Origin of the sequence: Photobacterium sp. BZF1, from assembly GCF_014349205.1 — a bacterium.
Taxonomy (GTDB): Bacteria; Pseudomonadota; Gammaproteobacteria; order Enterobacterales; family Vibrionaceae; genus Photobacterium.
In genome coordinates this window covers 1-22,176 of the sequence record NZ_JACSOF010000009.1, presented here as the reverse complement: position 1 = coordinate 22,176, position 22,176 = coordinate 1, and the positions used below count along the sequence as shown (strand labels likewise).

Below are 22,176 nucleotides of genomic sequence, written 5' to 3'. Positions count from 1 at the left end.
ATGGGTGCTTTTTTTTGCTTGTGAAAATCAAAGGGTGATGTGCGTCACAAAAAATGCATGTGATAAGAGTATCATATTCTAATCGTTTAGCTTGATTCACTACATCCCTCTCTTGCAATAAGAGATCTTTCATAAACGTTTCAAATCATTGCTGCTCCATACGAAATTGTAATCATACATTGCAAATATTTAATATAAGAAAAATTTGTTTGGCATTATAATGCTATCAGTTTTTCTTATTCACGCATTTATTCACTCTTTGACCTGCCAGATTGAGCTTACCGCTCTGACCGATGGGAACATTTATTGGATAAAGATGCGTAACACTTGGGGTAAGCATGAGTTACGGAGATACCAGCAATAATCAACTGTTTTCGCCGATGGAAATGATGGCGGAAGCGGAGAAGTTTGCTCTTAGCAAAGCAAAGAAGACCAGCAGCATGACGCTGGGATTAGCGATGATGGCTGGCGCATTTATCGGGTTGGCTTTCGTATTTTATATCACTGTAACAACAGGGAGTGCTTCTGCTGGATGGGGCCTGAGCCGGTTAGTCGGTGGCATGGTTTTCAGTATGGGGCTGATTCTCATTGTGCTCTGTGGCGGTGAATTATTCACAAGTTCGGTACTTTCCAGTATTTCGTGGGCAAACCGGCAGATCACATTAAAGAAAATGTTATCGATTTGGGGCAAGGTCTATATCGGTAACTTTTTCGGTGCCATGTTCATGCTTATGCTCATCACTGGTGGCGGTCTGTTTCTACTGAACCACGGTCAGTGGGGCCTTAATGCCCTTAACATTGCCCAGCATAAGCTTCATCATACGCCTATTCAGGCATTCACTTTAGGCGTGCTGTGTAACTTACTGGTTTGTTTAGCTATTTGGATGACTTTCAGTTCAGCAAACGCATTAACCAAAGCGGTGTTGATGATACTGCCCGTTTCCATGTTCGTCTCTAGTGGCTTTGAACACTCCGTTGCCAACATGTTTATGGTGCCGCTTGGTATTGTGATTCAAAACTTCGCTCCGGATCAATTCTGGCAAATGGTCGGTAGCACCCCACAGCAGTACAGTGACCTGAATATCAACAACTTTTTATTTGCGAATCTGATACCTGTTACGCTTGGCAACATCGTCGGTGGGGCAGTATTGGTTGGGCTTGCTAATTGGTGTATTTTCCGTCGCCCGCAACTTAAAGCGACTAACGTGACATCAATTTCCCAAAGTGTAGAACTCTCGACTGCCAAGGAGGTGGACATGCTCTCACATGTAACAGTAAAGGACTTGGTCGATTCACATCCACTTACATTATCCGCTGATCTAACTGTGCCGAAAGCCGTAGATTTGATGACAGAGCATCAACTTTCAGGCGCTCCTGTCTGTGATGTCAATGGGCGTCTGATTGGATTCTTATCGATGTTCGATGTAATGAAAGAGCTTTGGTACAAGGATTATCAACCAGCCAAAGAAACCAAAGTGGTCGATTTGATGAGCAGCGAAGTCGTTGCTGTAGATATCAATGATCGTCTGGTCGATTTGGTCGAGTACATGTGTATTGATAAAGACATGCTTTACCCAAGCTCTGATATGGGAATAGCAACCAGTGCGACGTCTTTATCACTAGATCAGCGCGTAAAAGCATTGAAAGCCAGTAAGCCCCGTGTTCTACCTGTTCTGCAAGATGGTCTGTTTGTCGGGGTGATAACACGCGATGCCCTGATGGCAGAATTACGCAAGGTTTACCACGATGTCGCATTGACAGAAGTGAAGAAGCTTGAGATCGCATAATTATAACCATTAGATGTGTGAAATTTGTGATTGTTAAAAACACCCGGTTTTACTGGGTGTTTTTTTATATCCGTCACAAAATGGAATGTCACATAACTGAAAGATTAAATTCCATATTTAATGTCGCCCACTGGTTGTCTGATGAAATTGAATACTAAGATTTCACCATTAAGCGGTGGTAACTTGGATGTATTTAGCGAAAAAAGGCTATTCGACACTATTTCTTACATTTTTAAGGGTTGGTTACACATCTTTAACAAATGAATGGTAAACTTATACACGGTAGATATTTAGGGTGTTACAAAATGTAAAATAATGAAAGTTAGGGCGAAAAGCTGTGTGCTACAGAGCGTCAGGGTGTATGCATTTTGATCGGAAAGTGGGAAAATGCTCGTATTAGCTTAAAGCACATTGAAAGGACGCAATTCTAACTTTCTCAAAGAGGTGTCTATGAAGTTCGGTTTGATTTTTTTGTTGTCTGCCGTTGCTGGTGTTCTATCTGGTGAGCATTTTCACTCCTTTCTAGTCGGTTTTGGAGTTGCCTCGGTGGCTGTCGGCGCGGGCTACTGGTTAGCTTTCCGCTGTTCAACTCGATATCCTCAACTTGCATTGCTGATGCTTCTTATGGGGCTGATGGCAAAAATAGGTGTCACTATCGCCGGTGTGATGTGGGGACTTGAGTCTAACCTTATCAACTCACCATTCGTTTTCTCACTGTCGTACTTGTTCTTCTCCATTGTCGTGACCTACTTGTATGCCAAGCTACGTGAATTCCAGATGTCTCGTACATCCGTAACACTCACTGCGAAAGCAGCTTAATAAACGCATTTAAGAAAAAACGGGCTATATGCCCGTTTTTTTGTGCCTGTAACAAATGGATAATGAAATTGAAAATAGAAGAGGCGGCATAGATACACTCAGGAGCTATTCTTGGGGGTGTCTACAAAGTAGATAAATAACTAGTCCTATGCCGCCATGTACCTCTTGGGTACTTGGTTATTTTTACGCTAAAATAGGAAACCTAAAACAGAAGAAGCAAAATAAATAGGTTCCTCTTTTATGAGCGGTCAACGTCTTAAAGTCCAATTTCAACGTTTATACAATCACTTCTCTGGCCAAGATGCCGATACCAACCTTCAAGATATTGCCGAAGTACTGTTTTGTACTCGCCGCAACGTGCGTATGGTCATTAATAAAATGGTCGATAAAGGTTGGATTGACTGGGAGCCTGCCGTTGGTCGAGGTAAGCAATCAAGGTTGACTTTCTGTAGTACCGACAGTGAATTGCAGTTAATGCATGCAAGAAAGTTGGTAGCAGAAGGGAAGTTAGAGCCGGCGTTGGAGGCCTTAGAGCATAATGCTGACAAACTGGCCCAGATCATCCAGGAACAATTAGGCCATACAACCGCACACGGTAAACAGATTGTGCGACTGCCATATTATCGCGCGTTTAGTAATCTTAATCCGCTGCAACCATTGCGACGTTCAGAGCAACATTTGGTACGACAAGTGTTCAATGGCCTCACTAGAATAAACGAGGAAAAAGAGGAAGTAGAAGGTGATTTAGCCCACCATTGGGAGGCACTGACTCCTCGTCATTGGCGTTTTTACATCAGGCCATCAGTCCGTTTCCATGATGGCCGGATATTAAGTAGCGAAGATATCATTGCTACTTTCAATCAGGTCAAGCAGCACCGGTTGTTTAATCATATTAATGAGATTCAAGCGCCTTTTAATCACACCATCGATTTCTATTTAGCATCAGATGATCATCGCTTTCCTGATTTGCTCACCAACTTGATAGCCATGGTCCAGCCCGCTGATGCTGATATGAGCAACCCTAATGTCCTTTTCCCTGTAGGCACTGGCCCATATAAAGTGCTCCAGAATGACAGTAAGCGATTCAAGCTGGAAGCGTCAGATCAGTATTTTGGCTTTAGGGCTTTGATTGATGTTGTCGATATTTGGATGTTGTCTGAGGTGGCATCTTGTTATCTTCAACCAGCCACTGATGCGAGCCAACTGGGGGGAGTCAGTGTCTCAACGCGTTTGAAACTCGATGAGGGGTGTAACTTCTTGCTATTTAACCGCACCAGTGGGCTACCGGCTGATCCTGAGTGGTTAAATTATCTGAAAGGGCGCTTAACTGCACTGCAACTGCTACAGCGTTTGAATAAAGATCAAATCGGTGATTTCCGTCTGACCAATGCTTATGGCATCTTGCCGGGTTGGACACATGTCCCGCTGCACTCTATACCTGTCCAGACTCCTCCTTCCAAGCGTATTGTGACGATTGCTTTTGCTTGCCAACATCCCGTTTATCCTCATGTTGCCAAGGCCATACAAGAGATTTTGGCTGAAGACGGTATCAAGTTACGTATGCTTGAACTCACGACGACAGAGATTGCGCTGGGCAAACATAGCCAGAAAATTGATTTTTGGCTAGGGGGGATGAGCTTAATGAATTACCGGGACGATGCCCTGCTATCTTGGTTCTTTAACTTTGACCATATTGCCAGAGCAATGCCAAAAGATGAGTTCCAACTTCTCGAGCAGGAAGTGATGAGGTGGCGTGCAAACCCGGAACAAGCATCGCCCTGCCAAGACCTCGGCGCAAAGTTAGTCGAGTTTGGTCAGGTAATGCCATTGTTTCATAACTGGCTAGGGGTAGATGATACTGGGGCAGTGCAGGGGATGCAGTCTAATTCAATGGGCTGGTTTGATTTCAAATCAGTTTGGATGAAACCTGATCTTGAAGATACCGGAATCTAATCAGGTATTTATCTCTCTGTTGAATCTTAATATATCTAACATTTTTTATTCATCGTTCTGACATCCTGACTGATTACAAAATAGCCATGCCTTGTCACTTATGTTCCGGCATTAAGTGGCACGGTATAGTTATTACTAGCATGGAGAGTCACAATGTTTGAGTTTGATCCGAATGATATTGAGCTTAACGAACACGATCTGTGGGACGAGAATCAGGATGAGATAGAATTCGATGACTGGTTTGAATCTGAAGATCTTGAAGATGATTATGAGTAAACCGAATTAAATAACAGAGAACAGGCCGGAGCTTGTTCTCTGTTTATTCAGTAATTCATTCATCGATCTAAGTTTGATTTACCGAGGCTTTTAATGCTTCATTTTGGTCACTGAACCATTGATTGATAGGCCGCCAAACGACATCAAACATCGACTTGTACCATGGTGCTTCTTCAACCGCTCCCTTTGACAGTAAGGGTTGCTCTGCGATAACTTCGTCTTGTATATACCACACGACCTTACCGACTTCTTGCCCCTGAGTGATTGGCGCCTCAAGGTTTTCGTAATGAATGCTATATTCAACGTTCTTTCTTTGCCTACGGGGAATAGTGACTTTGCCACCCGAGGCAACTTCAACATCTATCGTGGATGGACTGCCGTACCAAACGCGTAAAGGAACGAGTTCATTACTACTAAAGTTTGGTTCGATATCTTGATAGAAACGAAAGCCCCAAGTTAACAGCTTTTTGCTTTCAGTGCGGCGAACGTTGGCGCTTTTTGTTCCAAGCACAACCGCAATCAAACGCTGGCCATTTTGCTCTGCTGAAGAGACAAGGCTATAACCCGCTTGCTTGGTATAGCCGGTTTTTACCCCATCTACATTGATCGTGGTATCCCATAACAGGGCATTTCGATTACCTTGCTTAATTTTGCCAAAGGTAAAGGACTTTTCTTTGAATAACGGGTACATATCAGGCAAATCAGCAATTAATGCTTTAGTCAGCAGTGCCATATCATAGGCTGTCGTTTGTTGGTCAGCTGAATCAAGCCCATGGGGGTTGGTAAAGTAAGTGTCCTGCATACCAACTTTCTCAGCATACTTGTTCATCATTTCAATGAATGCAGACTGGTGACCTGCTACATGTTCGGCGAGGGCAACCGTTGCATCATTGCCTGACGAGATAATGACGCCCCGATTGAGATCATCGACCGTGACCTGATCGCCTACGTTGAGAAACATCTTAGATGAACCGGGGAACTTTTTACCCCAAGCATTTTCGCTGATCACCACCATATCTTCTGCCGTGATATGGCCAGATTGAATTTCTTTTCCAACCACATAACTAGTCATAATTTTCACTAGACTGGCAGGCGCATGGGGCGCATTGATGTTTTCACCAGCAATGACTTGTCCAGTGTCGTAGCTCATCAAAACCCAAGACTGGGCGGCAACTTCGGGTGGTGTAGGCAGGTAATCTGCATAAGTGTGAGTAGCGATCACCAACGAAAAAGCACTTATTGCCAGTCTACGGCAAGCTTTCGCTAAGGTTGGAAATGTCATTGGAAAAACCCCGTGTTTGCTGCATCGTTGCACTTTTCAGCATAGTAAAAAAATACAGACAAGAATAAATTTGATGCTCAATGCGCGAGATAATTCACTGGGTGTCTCATGGCTGAGATTAATATAAATATTCTTTATAACAATATATTAGGGTATGAAAAGATCATTGTGGCGCTACGAAGACCGAACCTAACGATAAATTTTGGTGGTTCATTGACTGCATAAAATGAACATGGGCATCGATGAGTTGCTGACTTTCATTTTGCCAAACTACCGTTGATTGTTGTTGGCAGAATTCCAGCATGTTGATGACCATTATTTCGAGCTTTTTAATGCACCATCGTTTGATTGCCGCATCCTGCTGCGGCGCTATCGCCAGTGCCTGTAGTTTGCTGTAACAAAACTGTTTGTAACGAAAAGCAAGCTCGTAATCACCGTTATTTTGGTAGAAGTTCACCAGTTGTTGGCAGAGCTCAAGCCAATAGGCAATAGCCTCGTTTTGCGTTTCGGTGATGACAGGACCGAATATGACTGGTGGTGCGCCATTGAGTAGCTGGATTGCTGGGTTAATATCACTCTTTAATTTTAAATCTAGTTTGCTGACGCTTTTCAACCAACAATCAACGTTGTGTTTGTTCTCAATGTCATTCATCTGATTGAATCCTATTTCCTTCCAATACATCTCTACTAATTTAGTCAAAATGGTTAAAAGCAATGGTGGTAGCAAGAAAGTGTGATGGGGTGCATGCAAAATAATACTGATAAATAACTCAATTTACGTATGTTTTTTTGATGTTAATTGTCTGTTGTAATATTTGCTAACATATTGGATTGGTTCACGTAAATGTCTTCAAGGAATGTGTAGACTATCGCTAGATTAATCACTCAGGGAGTTGAGTTGCGAATGAAACTGTTACGAGGAAGCATGTTTTTCGGGGGTATCGCTGCAGCCCTGATGGCATCAAGCAGTGCTTTAGCAGTGGTTCCGGGTACAGATCTTACCCAATCAACAGTCGGCTATGCCTCACTGGTCATTTTTGGTCTTGCCTATTGCTTAGTCATGGGTGAAGAGTACCTACAATTGAGAAAGTCGAAGCCGGTGCTGTTGGCGGCAGGTATTATTTGGTTAATGATTGGCTTCGTTTTCCAGCAACAAGGCCAAATAGAGTTAGCTCAATCGGCACTAGAACATAATTTATTGGAATATGCTGAGCTGTTGTTGTTTTTGTTAGTCGCGATGACATACATCAGTGCGATGGAAGAACGCCGGTTGTTTGATTCTTTGCAGGCCTGGATGGTTAGCAAAGGGTTTAATTTTAGAAGTTTGTTTTGGCTTACCGGTTTATTGTCTTTTGTTATTTCACCTATCGCCGATAACTTGACGACAGCACTGCTGATGTGTGCAGTCGTTATGAAAGTGGGGGGGAGTAATCTTCGCTTTATCAATATCGCCTGCATTAATATTGTTGTAGCCGCTAATGCTGGTGGGGCATTCAGCCCTTTTGGTGATATTACGACCTTAATGGTGTGGCAAGCCGGTTTGGTCACATTCACCCAGTTCCTTGACCTATTCGTTCCATCTCTGGTGAATTACCTGATCCCTGCACTTATCATGTCGTTCTTTGTACCTAAGACAAAGCCGAATACAACCAGTGAACATGTCGAATTGAAGCGTGGTGCAAGACGTATTGTATTCCTCTTTATCATGACCATTGCAACGGCTGTCAGTTTCCATGCTTGGGTCCATTTCCCACCGGTTATTGGCATGATGATGGGCTTGGCCTACTTACAGTTCTTTGGTTTCTATCTTCGGAAAACCCTGCCACGTTCACTAGAGAAGAAAACAGCACTGGCGATAGCGAATAACGATGAAGAGGCCTTGAAACGTATTGGCTCAGTGGTGCCATTTGATGTCTTTAAGCGGGTATCACATGCCGAGTGGGATACATTATTGTTTTTCTACGGTGTGGTGATGTGCGTGGGTGGCTTGAGTCTATTAGGCTACCTCGGCTTGGTTTCTGAGGTGATGTATTCTCAATGGAACCCTGTGTGGGCCAATGTGATGGTTGGGATATTATCAGCGATTGTCGATAATATACCCGTGATGTTTGCTGTGTTGACGATGCAACCTGAACTGTCTTTGGGGAACTGGCTCTTGGTGACTTTGACTGCGGGTGTCGGTGGTAGCTTGTTGTCGATTGGCTCAGCGGCAGGTGTTGCACTAATGGGGGCTGCGCATGGTAAATATACTTTCTTTGGACATTTGAAATGGATGCCCGTTATCGCATTAGGGTATGTGGCCAGTATTTTATGTCACCTGCTATTGAACGGTCATTTGTTCTAATTGACACATCAATAAATTGCCAGTATTGGAAATTGATTAAATTTCACACGGGTAAGCAAAAGTTAGTAATTAGAAAGTGTGTAGAACGTCACTAAAGAATAATGAAATGTAAGCCCAGCAAATGCTGGGCTTTTTTTTGGGTAAATGTCGTGCTTAACTAGGAATATAAAGCTGTAGTAGTCATAGGAATGGCGCATGAAAAAATATGGATGTTATGTTGTTGGCGCATTGACGCTTTTTTCTGGAACTGTTGCCCATGCAATGAACTTAGAAGATTTATTCAGGGTTCCTAGTGTTAAATTAGGTATTGCTAAGTCGACTGGCAACGTTGATATTTCAAAAGACGGTGAGTTTAACGATATTCCATTTAACTCATCAAATTCGGTTACGCCCGTAATTAGCCTGATTCAATCACCTTACTTTTTCACAGAATCTACCCGCTGGGGTTACCATACCGAGCTATCGGCGAGCTACTTTGACCTAGATTATGATGACGACGATGACGATCAGTTCTCTGGTGGCGATTATAAAGGGTATTCAGTGGGTTTTACCCCTGTGCTGTTTTACCAATGGGGCGATCGTAAACTCTGTTCAACGTGTAAGAGTTGGCGGGTAGAGATTGGCGCAGGTGTTCATTACCTTAATGCTGATGGAAAACTCAAGAATGCAGACAACAGTCAAATTAAGTTTGATTCATCTGGCTTTGGTTTTAACTCGCATCTAGGCACTGTCGTTAACTACAAAAAGTGGGAGTTGGGCCTGAGGTTAGTTGCCCCAACCAGAATGGATGACGGTGATATCAAGGTCGAACATGGTATTTCTTCTGTCAGTCTTGGCTATCGATTCTAGGGTAAATACCACTTATATAAGTGGGGCACTTAGTTGAAAAAAGGCGCTTAATGTTATCAACATTAAGCGCCTTTCCGTTTTATGGTCGTTTAAAGAAGGTGAATTAAGCTAGGGCTATTTCCAGTTCTTTAAGGAAGGTACCAATGTCGTCACGGGTAATATCAATATGGGTGACCAGTCGCATTGGATTTCCAGGGGTGATGATGATGTCTTTTTCTTTTAGCTTTGCAGCCAGTGCCTGTTGGTCGATAGCCGGGTCCACTTTGGTAAATACAATGTTGGTTTGGACAACATCAGTATTGACTTTGAAACCGGGAACGCGGTTAAGTCCTTCAGCTAGCGCTTTAGCATTAGCATGATCATCCGCTAACCGACCTACGTGCTCAGTCAATGCGATCTTAGCGGCAGCAGCTAAGATGCCGGCCTGACGCATACCGCCGCCTAATACTTTACGCCAGCGTCTTACACGTGAAATAAAGGCTTTGTCGCCGAGAACTAGAGAGCCAATAGGCGCACCTAACCCTTTAGATAGGCATACTGTCATTGAGTCAAAGTACTGGCTGATTTCTTTAATATCTACACCCAAAGCAACCGCAGCATTGTAGACTCGAGCGCCGTCTAAGTGCAGTTTAAGGTTATGTTGGTTTACAAACTCCCTTGCTTCAGCCATGTATGACAAAGGGAGTACTTTGCCATTGATGGTATTTTCAAGGCTCAGAAGTCGGGTACGCGCGAAGTGTGCATCATCCGGCTTAATGGCAGCAGCAAGTTTAGTAAAAGGAATCGTTCCATCCTTTTCGTTTTCAATCGGCTGCGGCTGGATAGAGCCAAGTACGGCGGCACCACCACCTTCAAACATATAGTTGTGAGCTTGCTGGCCGCATAGGTATTCATCACCGCGCTCACAGTGGGCCATTAGCGACAATAAGTTTGCTTGTGTGCCCGAGCTACAAAATAGAGCACTCTCAAAACCATGACGCTCTGCTGCCCATTGTTCTAGTTCATTGACGGTAGGATCGTCACCATACACGTCATCACCAACTAGTGCTGCAGCCATTGCATCGCGCATGGCTTGTGTCGGGCGGGTGACGGTATCAGAACGAAAATCTATCATGGCTACTTCCTTGGTTTATTCTGTTTAGCCCATTGCTTATTTAAATGGGATATAACACTTTGCCAGAAACAAAACAAAGAGAATAGAAATCTATGCCATGATTTTTCTGGGATGGCGAAAATTTGATACCGAGCAAAAAAATGATTGAATAATTGTTATCCTTTCGTGAATTTTCATTTCCCACTTGCTGGTTTAGCTAGACTTAAGATGAAGTGAGATTGGGAGCGCTGCTTTGCAGCGTTATTCAGCACCTTACGTTGTAAGTTTGCTGAAGCGGGAGAATCATGGCGTAAGTCAGATAGGAGGCTGTCATATGTTGGCTGAGCATAGGCATTTCATTTTACCTGGAGAGTCAAGACTTCATGCGGATGTTACTGTAAGTCCGGTTGGCGAACTTGAAGTGAACATCTTAGAGCAAAATAGCCATTTAAGTGGTGAATTTGATCAGCTCTATTTTTATTCTGAAGGTAAGAAAACGGAGCTTGTTTGTAAAAGCCAGATTCAAAAGGATGATGTGCAATGGCACTTGCCTTTGTCGAGTGACGATGCAAGGGAACTGGCCAAATTGATCGAACTTGCTGAGGAAGAATACGAAATTCTGATGCGTGATCTATAGCGACTGCTTTACATTGGGCGTGACAATTTTCTTTTGATCCTGCTTTTTCAAGCAGGATTTTTTTATGGGGGGACTTAACCCTGACTCAGCAACTGGGTAATAGTCTCGATAATATGCTGGTAGCGCTTGGGAAGAGGGCGGTGTTGTTTTCTCAATAAGTAAAGCTCTTGCATAACCGTGTTTGGTAGCGGGAGTGTTTTGATCTTATCTTGGTAGCTGAACTGGCTAACAGCCTTTTCCGGCAATACCGTAAAGCCAAGTCCTTTTGAGACAGGTAATAGGATTTGATTTAACTGGTTGATGTAACCCGATTTGGTAATTTTGTTGAAGTCAAAGTGACTGTCACTGAAATTTGCCAAATGCACCTGCTGGAGATAATGCTTTCCATCAGGGTGGTTGATAAAACCGAATGAGTAGAGCGACTCTTTATCTAAATCTTCATCTGGATAGTTGGCAGGCACAACCACGCAAAGGGCCTCTTGTCCTATTTGATTCTGCTCGAAATAAGGATCATCCAATGAATGAGTGATGATACCTATATCAAATTGGCTACTCTTGATCCCTTCTATAATGCGGTGGTTCGGTGCCGACTCTAAATGAATACTAATAGCGGGGTAATTTTGCTGATGGCTGAGAAAGTGGGGGTAAAGGAACATGGCGAGTGATCCTGAACAAGCCACGTAGCACTCACCACTAAAGGGGTCATCTGCTAATAATTGGCTCAACAATTGCTTTTCATCTTCTTGCCGTTTGACACCATATTGATAAAGCTGTTGTCCTGCAGGTGTCAGCTCAAACCGTTTACCTATGCGTTTGATGAGCGGCGTACCGGCTTGTTCTTCGAGCTTCTTGATATGTTGGCTGACTCCAGGTTGAGTCATAAACAGTTTTTCTGCAGTCTGCGTGAAGTGGCCGACTTCAACCAAGGTAATAAAGGTATGTAGCCATTGGGTGTTTAGCATGGCAGTTAGCGATCTTTAAATGATTAACTCCTTTGATTAGTATCATTTGCTGATTAAGCACGTCAAGCAGATACCTAGATAGGTATCTGCTTGACGTGAAAATAAAGTGCAGAAGAATAATACTAATTAAGTCGTGTAGATTAGGAATTCTCTAGCATTAAAGGCGCTTGTTGCCCATTTGATATACCGCGCATACTTCATTGTGATCGTTCAGCAGAGTGATGTTGGCTTTGTAGCCAGGCAGTAACTGGCCATACTGTTCATCAATCCCAGCTGCTTTTGCTGGGTATAAGCTAGCCATCCGAAGTGCTTCTTCGCGGCTTAGCCCAACATGCTGGATAAGGTTTTTGATACCTTCGATCATTGTGATGGCTGCGCCGGCAATGGTGCCATCGGCGTAATGACACTTACCGTCTGTAACGTATGCCGTGGTACCTGCCATATCGTATTCTTTCATATCTGTTCCAGCGGGAGCTACAGCGTCGGTAACCATGAACAGTTTTTCACCAAGAATTTGATGGGCAATACGCACAGAAGCGTAAGAGGAGTGAATGCCATCGACGATAATACCTGCATGGGGTTTTTTATCGAAAATATAACCCACAGTACCTGGCTCACGGGAGCCGAGAGGGGTCATAGCATTGTACAAATGGGTTGCCATTTTTAGATGGTTTTTCGCTGTTAGCTGGTGGTAGTCGGCATTGGTGTGACCGAGTGATACCATGATGCCTGCATCATTGAGTATATCGATAACAGCTTGAGAAGTATTTTCTGGGGCAAGCGTAACCACGGAGATATGTTTGGCATTATCTGCCATATAATGAGCCGTTAGTTCATCGAGGATACGAATGTGATTCTCGTCATGAGCCCCTTTTTTTTCTTTGCTAATAAAAGGCCCTTCAAGGTGCAATCCGATGATGCCTTCGCTTTCATGGTTTTCAATGGCCGAAATCAGTTCAACAGCTTGGCACATTGTTTCATGTTTGCTGGTAATTAAGGTCGGCAGGTATTGCGTGGTACCCGATTGAATGTTGGTTTCATTCATTGTGTCGAGCGTTTGCTTTGAAATATCGATATTTAGCATCACGCCACCACAGCCGTTGAGCTGTAGGTCAATGAAACCAGCGGTTGCCGTCAGTCCCTGACCATCATAAACGGTCTCTGGTAAGTTAGCAGTTTCCATTGGAACAACGGCTTCAATGGTATCGCCGGCAACAATAATGGCTTGGTTCTCAAGGGTATCTTGACCGTTAAAAACATTGATATTTGTGATAGCGTACATAGGCGTCCCAACTCTTGAAGCTTTATAGAATAAGTGAAAACGTAACCCTGCAAATAAGCAAATCGGTGCCATACAAGGTAACTTATTTTTGTTTAAAAAATAAGTTAGAGTAATGTCTGCCTTTTGTCAATGCTCAGCGTGTTATAAGTGAGAGCTTATGCTCCATAATCTTCTGTTTTCGTAATCAAATGTTTGATTTATCCTTGTGGCGCATTCATAGGAGGGCACATGTCGCCTAAAACGATTTTTGCCAGCGTCGCATTAGTTATTGCGCTGGGTTCATTAGAGAAAAGTATTGTAACAACGCCTTTACCTATTATTGGTGAAGAGCTTGGTGCCGGTCAGGCATTGACCTGGGTGGTGACGGCCTATTTGTTGGCGGCAACAGCAGTGCTGCCAGTGTACGGTAAGCTGAGTGACATCTTTGGCAGGGTCAAGATGCTAAATATTAGCGTGGTATTGTTCCTGCTAGGTTCGGTTGCCTGCGCGGTTGCTCAAGACTTGCCGACATTGGTCGCAGCGAGAGTATTGCAAGGTATTGGTGGTGGGGGCCTCATTGCTCTGGCATTCACTGTAATTGCTGATTGTATTCCTGCTCGCGAAGTGGGTAAGTATCAGGGGTATATCTCGGCGGTTTACGCCGCCTCGAGTATCGCCGGACCGCTGCTTGGGGGATATTTCGCTGAGCACTTAAGTTGGCGTTGGGTATTCTGGATTAATCTGCCTTTGGGGGCTTTAGCTTTATGGATGATAAATACCAACCTAAAACATCTAAGCAAAGGGCGGGATAGCCGCTTTGATTGGGCGGGAGCGGGTTTATTGATGACAATTACTACGCTCTTGCTGTTACTGATGTCACCGGATATCGCGATAAGCCAAATCAGCTTAATTATTGCAACGGTTGTTGCAACGATAATTTTTATGATTGTAGAAAAGCGAGTGCCAGACCCAATCCTTCCTGCACGTTTGTTTAACCTTCCCGGTTATATGATTAGTGTGTTGCTTATTATGTGTTCTCAGCTTCTGATGTTTGCAGTGTTGGTGTATTTACCACTGCAAATGCAATGGCAGCATGGAATGACTGCTTCAGCAAGTGGCCTCATCATGATGGTGTTTATGATGAGTATCACCAGCGGGGCGTACCTCGGTGGTAAGCGAATAGCCAGAACAGGTTATTATAAGTCCCTTGTGGTTGTTGGTTTTGCTATGTCTGTTGTTGCTGTTTTTCTGCTCTATCAAGGTTTGTGGATGACAGTTGCACTGGCCTTTGCCGGTTTGGGTTTGGGGCTGACTCTGCCGAGTTTGAATGTGGTGGTGCAAAATGTGTTGCCTGCCCAAGATAGGGGAATTGGACTTTCTATGTTCGGCTATGGCCGCGAGTTTGGAGGTGCAATTGGGGTGGCCTTTTGTGCTGCACTGTTTCATATCAAAGTCCCTGTTTTGGTCGGTGAGGGAAGTGCCGATGGTCTCGCAGAGTTTGACCCAGTTGCCTTGGGGGAGGGCTTTACCATGACATATGGCGGCTTAGTTATTGTCGCATTGGTCTCTTTGATCGTGACGGTTGTGTGTTTGAAAGCTCAACCACTATCAACAGATGTCGCGAAGCCAAAGCGCTCATACAAGCAAGAAAGCCTAGATTAACCAGAGGTAGAGGTACTTCATCGGCAAATAGCCCTGTTAGCTCGCTAGCAGGGCTTTTTTATGGACAAATTATTGCTATCAGGCACAATACGCCGCCTTATGTTTGTAATATCGCTGCATAGTGTGGCGACGAGGTGAGTCATGGCATGGTTTGAGTGGCCATTAATTCTTTCTAGTGTATTAACCCAACTGGCAATTGGTGCATTTATTGTTCTCGGTATCGTGCTGTTGACGGGCAAACTGTGTTTTGGCCAAGCTGATAGACTGTATCGGACCATGCCTGCTTTGTGGCTTATGTTATTCAGTGCGCTATTGCTGCGAGAGCTTAACTTGATGCTTGCCGATACTGCCGAGGTTTACCAAATTGGCGACGAAGCGCTTCTTGCTATCACCTTTATTGCTACCGCCTTGATGTATTGGTTTGCTGAGAAAGCCTTGATTGGATCAGATACTTTCCGCAAGGCATGCCTGGCCTTGGCAATTTTGGTCGGTTCTGGTTATTTACTCAACGGCTTGGTGTTGCGCAGTGAGCAATGGCTTGTCAGCTCTCATTTCCTAGCGACAACGCTTTGTGGGGGAGCATTGTTGGCACACGCATGCCTTATCAGAGCGAAGCATAAAGTCGAAGCGCTAAATGTTGTTCTGCCATGCGTTGGCGCTGTTATCGCGCTTGTTTGCTTGCTGACGGGCTTGCCACAGTTGGGTGAGTTGTCGAATCAAATTGAAGTGGGTGGCTCTGCCATGCCCTTTATTGCCCAAGTTGTGAGCCTTGGCTTGCTGTTAGCTGCTGTCGGTGTTTGGTCTCTGCCAATTATTACCAAGAGCAAACCGGTAATGGGGGTAATGACTTTTGCATTGGTATTAAGTGGTTTTTCATCCTACTTTGCAGGTGTTGGCTATTAAGTCCCTCCCTAACGGGGCATAAAGAAAAACCGCGATGCTAACATTTACACATTGGCATCGCGGTTTTTTACATTAACGCGCTAAGTCGCTATTTCACAACGCTGAGTATTTCCCTAAATCGCTCACCTTCGGCAACTTCTTGAAGCTCAAAAATGAGCATTTCAGCAGTCGTTAACGATGCGCCAAATTGCTGCATTTTTTGGAGTGCGACCTGTTTATTCGTTGGGTTGCGTGACGATACGGCATCGGCAACCACTTCAACATGATAATCCGCTTCTAACAGTTGGCGAACAGTTTGGTATACGCAGATATGGGCTTCGATACCGACGACAACGACATTCTTACAACCTGATGCTGCCAAGGCATCCACGAATTTTGGTTCGCGATAACAACTAAAGCTATTTTTGGCGATAGGGCTATGGTCATGCAGGTGATCAGAGATTTGCGGAATGGTTGGACCTAGCTTGTGTGGGATTTGCTCAACCCAAATAATCGGGATATCAAGAATCTTGGCGCCTTTGACAACGGTTTCCAAACTTTTGAAAAGCGTTTCTTTGTTATCCATGATTTGAGCCAGCTTTCCCTGGACATCAACTATCACCAGTGCAGTATCGTTTGTTGTAAGCATATGAATATCCACTCATTAGTTAAGCTTTTACCATATAGGAATTTTTAAGGGATTAACAATATCGCCTTCGCAAAAATCCTATTCGCGTTGCTTAAAGCCTGAGTATTCAATACCTGCAAGCTGAGCCATATCACTATTCCAAGTTGCTAAATCATCTTGGTTAAACTGGTTAAGGTGATGGTGCCCGCAGGCTCTGGCCATGACTTGCATTAGCTCTGTTGAGGCGGTCAGGAAATTAGCAAGCTTGGTCGCGGCAAGATTAGGATCGAGTTTTTTGCGAAGCTCTGGATCCTGAGTAGCTATACCGGCAGGGCAGTTGTTGGTATTACAGATCCGAGCTCCGACACAGCCGATTGCTTGCATGGCACTGTTGGCAAGCGCAATACCGTCAGCACCCAAGGCCATGGCTTTGACAAAATCTGTTGGTGTACGTAATCCCCCGGTGATAATCAGTGTCACTTCGCCCGTCATGCCTTGTTTATCGAGGAAGTATCTCGCCCTGGCTAAGGCCGGAATGGTTGGTACACTGATATGATCACGGAATATTTCAGGGGCGGCACCGGTACCGCCTCCACGCCCATCAAGAATGATGTAGTCTGCGCCAGCTTCTAGAGCAAACCCCATGTCACGTTCAATATGGTTTGCGCTGAGCTTAAACCCGATGGGGATCCCACCTGTTATCACCCGGACATTCTCAGCAAATGCTGCAAAGTCTCGAGGTGTTTTTAGGTCTTTGAATGTGGGAGGAGATATCGCATCCGTCCCTTCTTCCAGACATCGTGTTTTCGCTATTTTACCGGTGTTTTTAATCGCCGGAAGGTGTCCGCCGGTACCCGTTTTAGCACCTTGCCCGCCTTTGAAGTGAAAGGCTTGGACTTTCTTAAGCAATCCCTCATGGTAGCCGAACATCGCGCTGGCAAGCTCATAGAAATACCGGCTGTTGGCTTGTTGTTCTTCGGCGAGCATGCCTCCCTCACCAGAGCAAATGCCAGTGCCAACTTTTTCCGCACCCATAGCAAGCGCCGTTTTTGCTTCTTCAGATAACGCACCAAAACTCATGTCAGAGACGAACAGTGGCATGTTTAATACTAATGGCTTTTTTGCTTTCGGGCCAATAACGAGCTCTGTACCGACCTTAGCGTCTTCCATCAGGGGTTTGCTGGCCATTTGAGCCACCATGATTTGGATGTCATCCCAATCTGGCAGTTTATGTCTGGGAACCCCCATGGCGGTCATGGCACCATGATGGCCAAGGTTGCTAAGACCTTCACGGGCTAACTGGTGAATATATTCAACGGTAGGCTCTTCTTTAGTCGCTTTGGCAATCGGTAACTCATTAGCACTGGATGTGATGCCTGGACCTTCTTGTCCAATGTTAGTGTCATCGAACTGTTGGTGGGTCCCATCGCAGAAAGGAGCATTGCCAGTGTGCTTGCAGGCGCAAAGAAAGGCATCGCCATCTTTCTCCGCTTTAAAGCTCATAGGTTTGAAATCAGTGGTTTGATGTGAACCATCACAGAAAGGTTGTTTGGCGGAACGTCCACAAGTGCAGAAGTAGTAGGTTTGCCCTTTTTCTAGGTTAACTTTGCTCGGCTTGATATTTGCGACCACTGGCTTGCTCATTTAACGCTCCAACGAAGATAGGCACAAGGATGCTCAAAGTATGGGAGACGATGGGCATATTTGCATAATTGGCAACGGTACAGAAAATGTTCTATCTGTTGGATATCAGAGATAGTTTTGCCTAAATCGAAAAGGGGATTTAATCTTTTGTAACGGTCAACTACTTTACAGTTGACTCAATTCACGGAACAATGCAGATGTTTACGTTTAGATAACTTTGTAAAATATTATGACGGAAAAGAAAGCTAGTCCTCTTAACGATTTGATTTTTAATGTCATCGTGCCTTCAGTTGTACTAATGAAGCTCAGTGGTGATGAATACCTTGGCTCTGTTGGCGCACTATTAGTTGCTTTAGCTTTTCCGGTGGTACTGGGTGGCTATGAGCTGATTAAGTACAAAAAGTTTAACTTTATCTCGTTGTTAGGCTTTGTCAGTGTCTTACTCACTGGTGGTATCGGTCTTTTGCAGCTAGACCCTAAATGGTTAGCGGTAAAAGAAGCGTTGATCCCAGGTCTTATCGGTATTGGTGTGTTTGCTTCAACGTTTACAAAATACCCAGTTGTGAGCAAGATGCTTTTTAACGAAACAGTATTAAACCTTCCTCTTATCAATGAAAAGCTGAATGAGTTTGGTCGTAAGCGCGATTTTGATCGCCGTTTGCTGACATCAAACTACTTGTTCGCCGGGACTTTCGTGTTTTCATCGGTGATGAATTATGTATTGGCGAAAATGATTGTGACCAGCCCCTCCGGGACTCAGGCCTTCAATGAAGAGTTAGGCCGCCTGACTTTGGTCAGTTACCCAGCTATCGCGATTCCATCAATGATTATGATGATGGGCATTTTCTTCTACATGTGGCGTCAGATCCGTCAGATGACACAGCTTGAAACGGCTGAAATCCTCAAGACCGAACAATAGCCATCAGTATTGGATAGAAAGCCAGCACATGTGCTGGCTTTTTTGTACCTGAATTAATGCAAAGTTGGTTGCAAAGCCAGAGACGTGTATAGTTCAGACCAAACGCTTTTACTTATATTGCTGTACGTAAGGGCAAGATAGATTTAGTTGTGCTGCAAAAGCAGCATAGAATGATGAGGTACTCCATGGCTCGCACAGCGCATGCTCTACATATCTTGGTGAAACACAAAGAACTGGCTGAAGATATTCTTCAGCAACTGAAGAAAGGTGCTAAGTTCCAGGCTCTGGCTAAGAAGCACTCGACGTGTCCATCAGGTAAAAAAGGTGGGGATCTGGGCGAATTCCGTAAAGGCCAAATGGTGCCACAGTTCGATAAAGCTGTTTTTTCGAATAAAGCAATCAGTACCAGTGAAGCACTAAAATTGAAGACACCAGAACTCCGTGGTGTGATTCCTGAAGTGGTAAAGACAAAGTTCGGATGGCACATCATCAAGGTGCTATATACGGTGTAAACCCGTATTTTATGCAAAAAAGGCGCTTATGCGCCTTTTTTTGTTAGTGCTATTAGTTGTCAGTTTGGCGGGGAAACTCAATGACAGATGATGTCTTTTGCCGGGTATCAGACCATCTTAAAATAGCGGAATAATAGTACCGAACCAGAGTGATCCAAAGGGCCGTTACAATGCAGCCAGTTAACACCAAACCTCCCTCAACTTGTGTCGATGGTGATTGGATTAAGATCGCAGAGAGGATCAAGCCGACGGTGATAAGACCGAACAAAGGCTTGAATGTAAGCTCAAAGAAAGCCCTTAGATGGTAGAAAAAAAGATATATACCTTGTTTTACATGCATTAGCTTCCCTCCTTCCCTGAATCAGGCAAATTACCTTAGGTTTGGTTAACATAATATTTACATTTTGGGTTCGCTGCAATAGTGTTATCACTCACTATGCTGGGTGGGAGAAGGTGCTGATTGTGCAGATAAAGGGTTGGGGCACTTGGTTTCAAGTAGTCTTAATGTCTTATCTTGTAGTGAGATATCTTTAGCAATGTCTGGGTAAAGTTGGCGAAAGGACTCCATACATAATGTGGCAGCATTGATGGTTGCCATCATCTCATCTTGTGACCTTGTCACTTTCGCTAGATCATTAGATCCTTGTTCACCATTGAGTTGGCGAAGAGATTGTTCGGCCTGTTGGTAGGGAGCTTCAAGGCAGAGGCAGATTTCATCTGCTGCTTTGTCGAGGTGGCTGCCTGCTTGGGAATACAATGACAGGAGTCCGAGAAGAAATAGCATATTAATATTGCTTATCATACAACCTCCTCTCTGGACGACCTGATAATTATATACCTAAGTTGAAAAAGTGGAGCTTATGGGCAAGATGGCTTGTTTTCAAAGTCTATTGGCAGCTCAGCACATTTCTCTCCACGGATGAATTGCTTGAATACATTGTCATTACTTCCTTCCTTGATAAACCAATGGAAACCATAGCCTTCAGATAACCATAGTTGGAGGTGAGGTTGGCGGTAAAGCAAGTAACTGATGTACTCTTCGACATCTACATAGAAATCATTAGTTAATGTTTCTAGTGGGCCGGGTGGTTTGATCCCGAGCTTTGCCTTATCTGCTGGACTAAGTACCCAATAAAAATATTCAGGGTAATTCGTTACGGTTATGAGGAATGGCAGTTTACTCTCTGCTTCCATAATTGAACGACCACCGCGAAAGGAAGCTGCAATGTATTCACTCTGATCGCTATTCGGACGATAATTAATCGATGTAAAGAGCCAGGTGGAGTCGTCAACTTGATTAACGAAGTGGTGTGATAGGTTTGTTGTAAAGTCACCATCTTCAAGGAAAATATTATATGACTTAACACCAGATTGCATGGTGGTGTTATCTTTTAATACATTCATAGCTGCCAACGGTGGGACTTGTGGTAGGTATTTATCAAGTAATTCCCATAATGTGCTGAGCTCCGAGTGCTTGAAGCTAATGGCATGTGCTGTATCAATATCACAACCATCTGGTGTTTTCGTACAGATGGCAACAGAAAACTCGTCATCAAGCTTATGGATAAACATTAGCTTATTGTTGAGCTTAGCTGGTTTGAAAAAAAGCTCATTGGTTTGTAGCAAGTAGTCAAAGTCATCCTGATTCATTGACAAAAAGACGAGGGTATTGTTTTTGTCGTCATTGATCAGTTTATATTTATATTCAGTTGGCCAGTTGATATACAGCAAACTCACCAATAGGGTACAGAAAGCAAAGGCTATAGCTGCGATCAGGTAGCGCTTGTTATTCAATCGCGGTTTCTTTTTATCCTGCTTTGGCATCTCAGGTATGTTGCAAAGCTCTTGATAAGACACAAAACGTTGGATTTTGATTTGGTAACCCAACCGAGGTACTAATTCAATGACTTGACCAATCTCTTGTTCTTTCAGCTTAATTCGTAATGTTCGAATAGTCTGAAACAGGGAGGTTTCAGCGACTTCTTTTCTTGCCCAACCAGCTGTCAGTAACTCTTCTTTGCTAACCATGTTCGGCGCTTCGGTAACAAGTTTGTAGAGCACGCCTTTCTCTGCTCTATTTAAAGGAATACTGCCTACTGTTGTGAATAGTGTTTTTTTTTGGCAATCAAAGAAATAATTCTCTGAAATCTGTGCTATGTGATCCGTAGCCTTAACTTTCTCAGACATTAAGTGCACTCAGTGTCATAGTTGTTGTGATGAAAGAAATCTTATCAAGCAATTATAGATATAAGTATCTATTTCTTCAGATAATTTTGCCATACATCAAGTAATGCGACCACTTAAAACAGAGTAAGTGTGCTCATCAATAAGACAAAATATTTCCAAGAAAGAAAGTTTTAATATCAAAAAAAAGAGTTTTGTTTATTTTTTGCGACTGCAGGGCAGTTCGTACTTTTTGCTTGCCCCTGATAACTACACTCAAATCATAACCACGAAGCAGTAAAGAATATAAGTGGTATGAAAGTTTGGGGGCAATATGTTTGCGTCAGTCAATAGGGCACCATCAAGCCTGCCCGTCATTTACATTGTAATCACAGTAGCGTCAGGAAGCGCCATTGGCTCAGATTTTTTTGATGGATCATTGACTAAAAAGTTATCAGCCGAAGTTGATACGGCGGTGTCTGAAATCAAAGGCATAGCAAGTC

20 protein-coding genes are annotated in these 22,176 nt (G+C 43.9%); 11 read left to right on the top strand and 9 right to left on the bottom strand.

Features of this window, described 5'->3' with window-relative positions:
* The first annotated feature begins 338 nt into the window (after positions 1-338).
* From focA to BIZ37_RS30375, 4 genes are all read left to right on the top strand, one after another.
* On the top strand, positions 339-1,787 hold the full coding sequence (gene focA / locus BIZ37_RS03155) for a formate transporter FocA (RefSeq protein WP_187460266.1): 1,449 nt from the start codon (positions 339-341) through the stop codon (positions 1,785-1,787).
* Between the two features lie 450 nt (positions 1,788-2,237).
* Positions 2,238-2,606, top strand: a complete 369-nt coding sequence (locus BIZ37_RS03150) for an NADH:ubiquinone oxidoreductase (protein ID WP_187460265.1) — start codon at positions 2,238-2,240, stop codon at positions 2,604-2,606.
* A gap of 240 nt (positions 2,607-2,846) precedes the next feature.
* The gene (sgrR, locus tag BIZ37_RS03145; protein WP_187460264.1) at positions 2,847-4,559 is read left to right on the top strand and encodes an HTH-type transcriptional regulator SgrR; all 1,713 of its coding nucleotides are present in this window, start codon (positions 2,847-2,849) and stop codon (positions 4,557-4,559) included.
* Positions 4,560-4,712: 153 nt separating this feature from the next.
* Positions 4,713-4,835 carry a hypothetical protein gene (locus BIZ37_RS30375; protein WP_255526657.1) on the top strand — a complete coding sequence of 41 codons (123 nt, stop codon included), beginning with the start codon at positions 4,713-4,715 and terminating at the stop codon, positions 4,833-4,835.
* Positions 4,836-4,902: 67 nt separating this feature from the next.
* Here the strand turns inward: BIZ37_RS30375 and BIZ37_RS03140 are convergent, their stop codons facing one another.
* A complete protein-coding gene (locus tag BIZ37_RS03140) occupies positions 4,903-6,117 on the bottom strand; it encodes a D-alanyl-D-alanine carboxypeptidase family protein (protein ID WP_187460263.1) in 1,215 nt (404 codons plus the stop codon).
* Between the two features lie 163 nt (positions 6,118-6,280).
* The gene (locus BIZ37_RS03135; RefSeq protein ID WP_187460262.1) at positions 6,281-6,769 is read right to left on the bottom strand and encodes a hypothetical protein; all 489 of its coding nucleotides are present in this window, start codon (positions 6,767-6,769) and stop codon (positions 6,281-6,283) included.
* Between the two features lie 303 nt (positions 6,770-7,072).
* Here BIZ37_RS03135 and nhaD point away from each other — a divergent pair, with 303 nt between their 5' ends.
* The gene (nhaD, locus tag BIZ37_RS03130; protein WP_255526658.1) at positions 7,073-8,461 is read left to right on the top strand and encodes a sodium:proton antiporter NhaD; all 1,389 of its coding nucleotides are present in this window, start codon (positions 7,073-7,075) and stop codon (positions 8,459-8,461) included.
* A gap of 195 nt (positions 8,462-8,656) precedes the next feature.
* Entirely contained in the window at positions 8,657-9,310 is a 654-nt protein-coding gene (locus BIZ37_RS03125; RefSeq protein ID WP_187460260.1) for an acyloxyacyl hydrolase, read from the top strand.
* A 103-nt stretch (positions 9,311-9,413) separates the two neighbouring features.
* Here BIZ37_RS03125 and ltaE read toward each other — a convergent pair whose 3' ends face one another.
* Positions 9,414-10,421: a low-specificity L-threonine aldolase gene (gene ltaE / locus BIZ37_RS03120; protein WP_187460301.1), complete on the bottom strand. Its 1,008-nt coding sequence runs from the start codon at positions 10,419-10,421 to the stop codon at positions 9,414-9,416.
* Positions 10,422-10,737: 316 nt separating this feature from the next.
* Between ltaE and BIZ37_RS03115 the strand changes: the two genes are divergently transcribed.
* Positions 10,738-11,040 carry a hypothetical protein gene (locus BIZ37_RS03115; protein WP_107296656.1) on the top strand — a complete coding sequence of 101 codons (303 nt, stop codon included), beginning with the start codon at positions 10,738-10,740 and terminating at the stop codon, positions 11,038-11,040.
* Positions 11,041-11,114: 74 nt separating this feature from the next.
* On the opposite strand, the gene BIZ37_RS03110 is transcribed toward BIZ37_RS03115, so the two are convergent.
* Complete coding sequence (locus tag BIZ37_RS03110) at positions 11,115-12,002, bottom strand: LysR family transcriptional regulator (protein WP_187460259.1); 888 nt, start codon at positions 12,000-12,002, stop codon at positions 11,115-11,117.
* 157 nt (positions 12,003-12,159) lie between these two features.
* The gene (gene nagA / locus BIZ37_RS03105) at positions 12,160-13,284 is read right to left on the bottom strand and encodes an N-acetylglucosamine-6-phosphate deacetylase (protein WP_187460258.1); all 1,125 of its coding nucleotides are present in this window, start codon (positions 13,282-13,284) and stop codon (positions 12,160-12,162) included.
* 228 nt (positions 13,285-13,512) lie between these two features.
* Between nagA and BIZ37_RS03100 the strand changes: the two genes are divergently transcribed.
* Both BIZ37_RS03100 and BIZ37_RS03095 read left to right on the top strand, forming a co-directional pair.
* Complete coding sequence (locus tag BIZ37_RS03100) at positions 13,513-14,925, top strand: MDR family MFS transporter (protein WP_187460257.1); 1,413 nt, start codon at positions 13,513-13,515, stop codon at positions 14,923-14,925.
* Between the two features lie 141 nt (positions 14,926-15,066).
* Positions 15,067-15,828, top strand: a complete 762-nt coding sequence (locus BIZ37_RS03095) for a DmsC/YnfH family molybdoenzyme membrane anchor subunit (RefSeq protein ID WP_187460256.1) — start codon at positions 15,067-15,069, stop codon at positions 15,826-15,828.
* 88 nt (positions 15,829-15,916) lie between these two features.
* Here the strand turns inward: BIZ37_RS03095 and BIZ37_RS03090 are convergent, their stop codons facing one another.
* Positions 15,917-16,456, bottom strand: coding sequence for a hydrolase (locus tag BIZ37_RS03090; RefSeq protein WP_187460255.1), 540 nt, complete (start codon positions 16,454-16,456; stop codon positions 15,917-15,919).
* A 78-nt stretch (positions 16,457-16,534) separates the two neighbouring features.
* Complete coding sequence (locus BIZ37_RS03085) at positions 16,535-18,079, bottom strand: glutamate synthase-related protein (protein WP_187460254.1); 1,545 nt, start codon at positions 18,077-18,079, stop codon at positions 16,535-16,537.
* 229 nt (positions 18,080-18,308) lie between these two features.
* On the opposite strand from BIZ37_RS03085, the gene BIZ37_RS03080 reads away from it, so the two are divergent.
* Together BIZ37_RS03080 and BIZ37_RS03075 are read left to right on the top strand one after the other, a co-directional pair.
* Positions 18,309-18,998 carry a VC0807 family protein gene (locus BIZ37_RS03080; RefSeq protein WP_107296649.1) on the top strand — a complete coding sequence of 230 codons (690 nt, stop codon included), beginning with the start codon at positions 18,309-18,311 and terminating at the stop codon, positions 18,996-18,998.
* A 185-nt stretch (positions 18,999-19,183) separates the two neighbouring features.
* Entirely contained in the window at positions 19,184-19,510 is a 327-nt protein-coding gene (locus BIZ37_RS03075) for a peptidylprolyl isomerase (protein WP_107296648.1), read from the top strand.
* A gap of 427 nt (positions 19,511-19,937) precedes the next feature.
* Here the strand turns inward: BIZ37_RS03075 and BIZ37_RS03065 are convergent, their stop codons facing one another.
* The gene (locus tag BIZ37_RS03065) at positions 19,938-20,312 is read right to left on the bottom strand and encodes a hypothetical protein (protein ID WP_187460252.1); all 375 of its coding nucleotides are present in this window, start codon (positions 20,310-20,312) and stop codon (positions 19,938-19,940) included.
* Positions 20,313-20,368: 56 nt separating this feature from the next.
* Positions 20,369-21,697 carry a winged helix-turn-helix domain-containing protein gene (locus tag BIZ37_RS03060; RefSeq protein ID WP_187460251.1) on the bottom strand — a complete coding sequence of 443 codons (1,329 nt, stop codon included), beginning with the start codon at positions 21,695-21,697 and terminating at the stop codon, positions 20,369-20,371.
* Positions 21,698-22,176 lie beyond the last annotated feature (479 nt).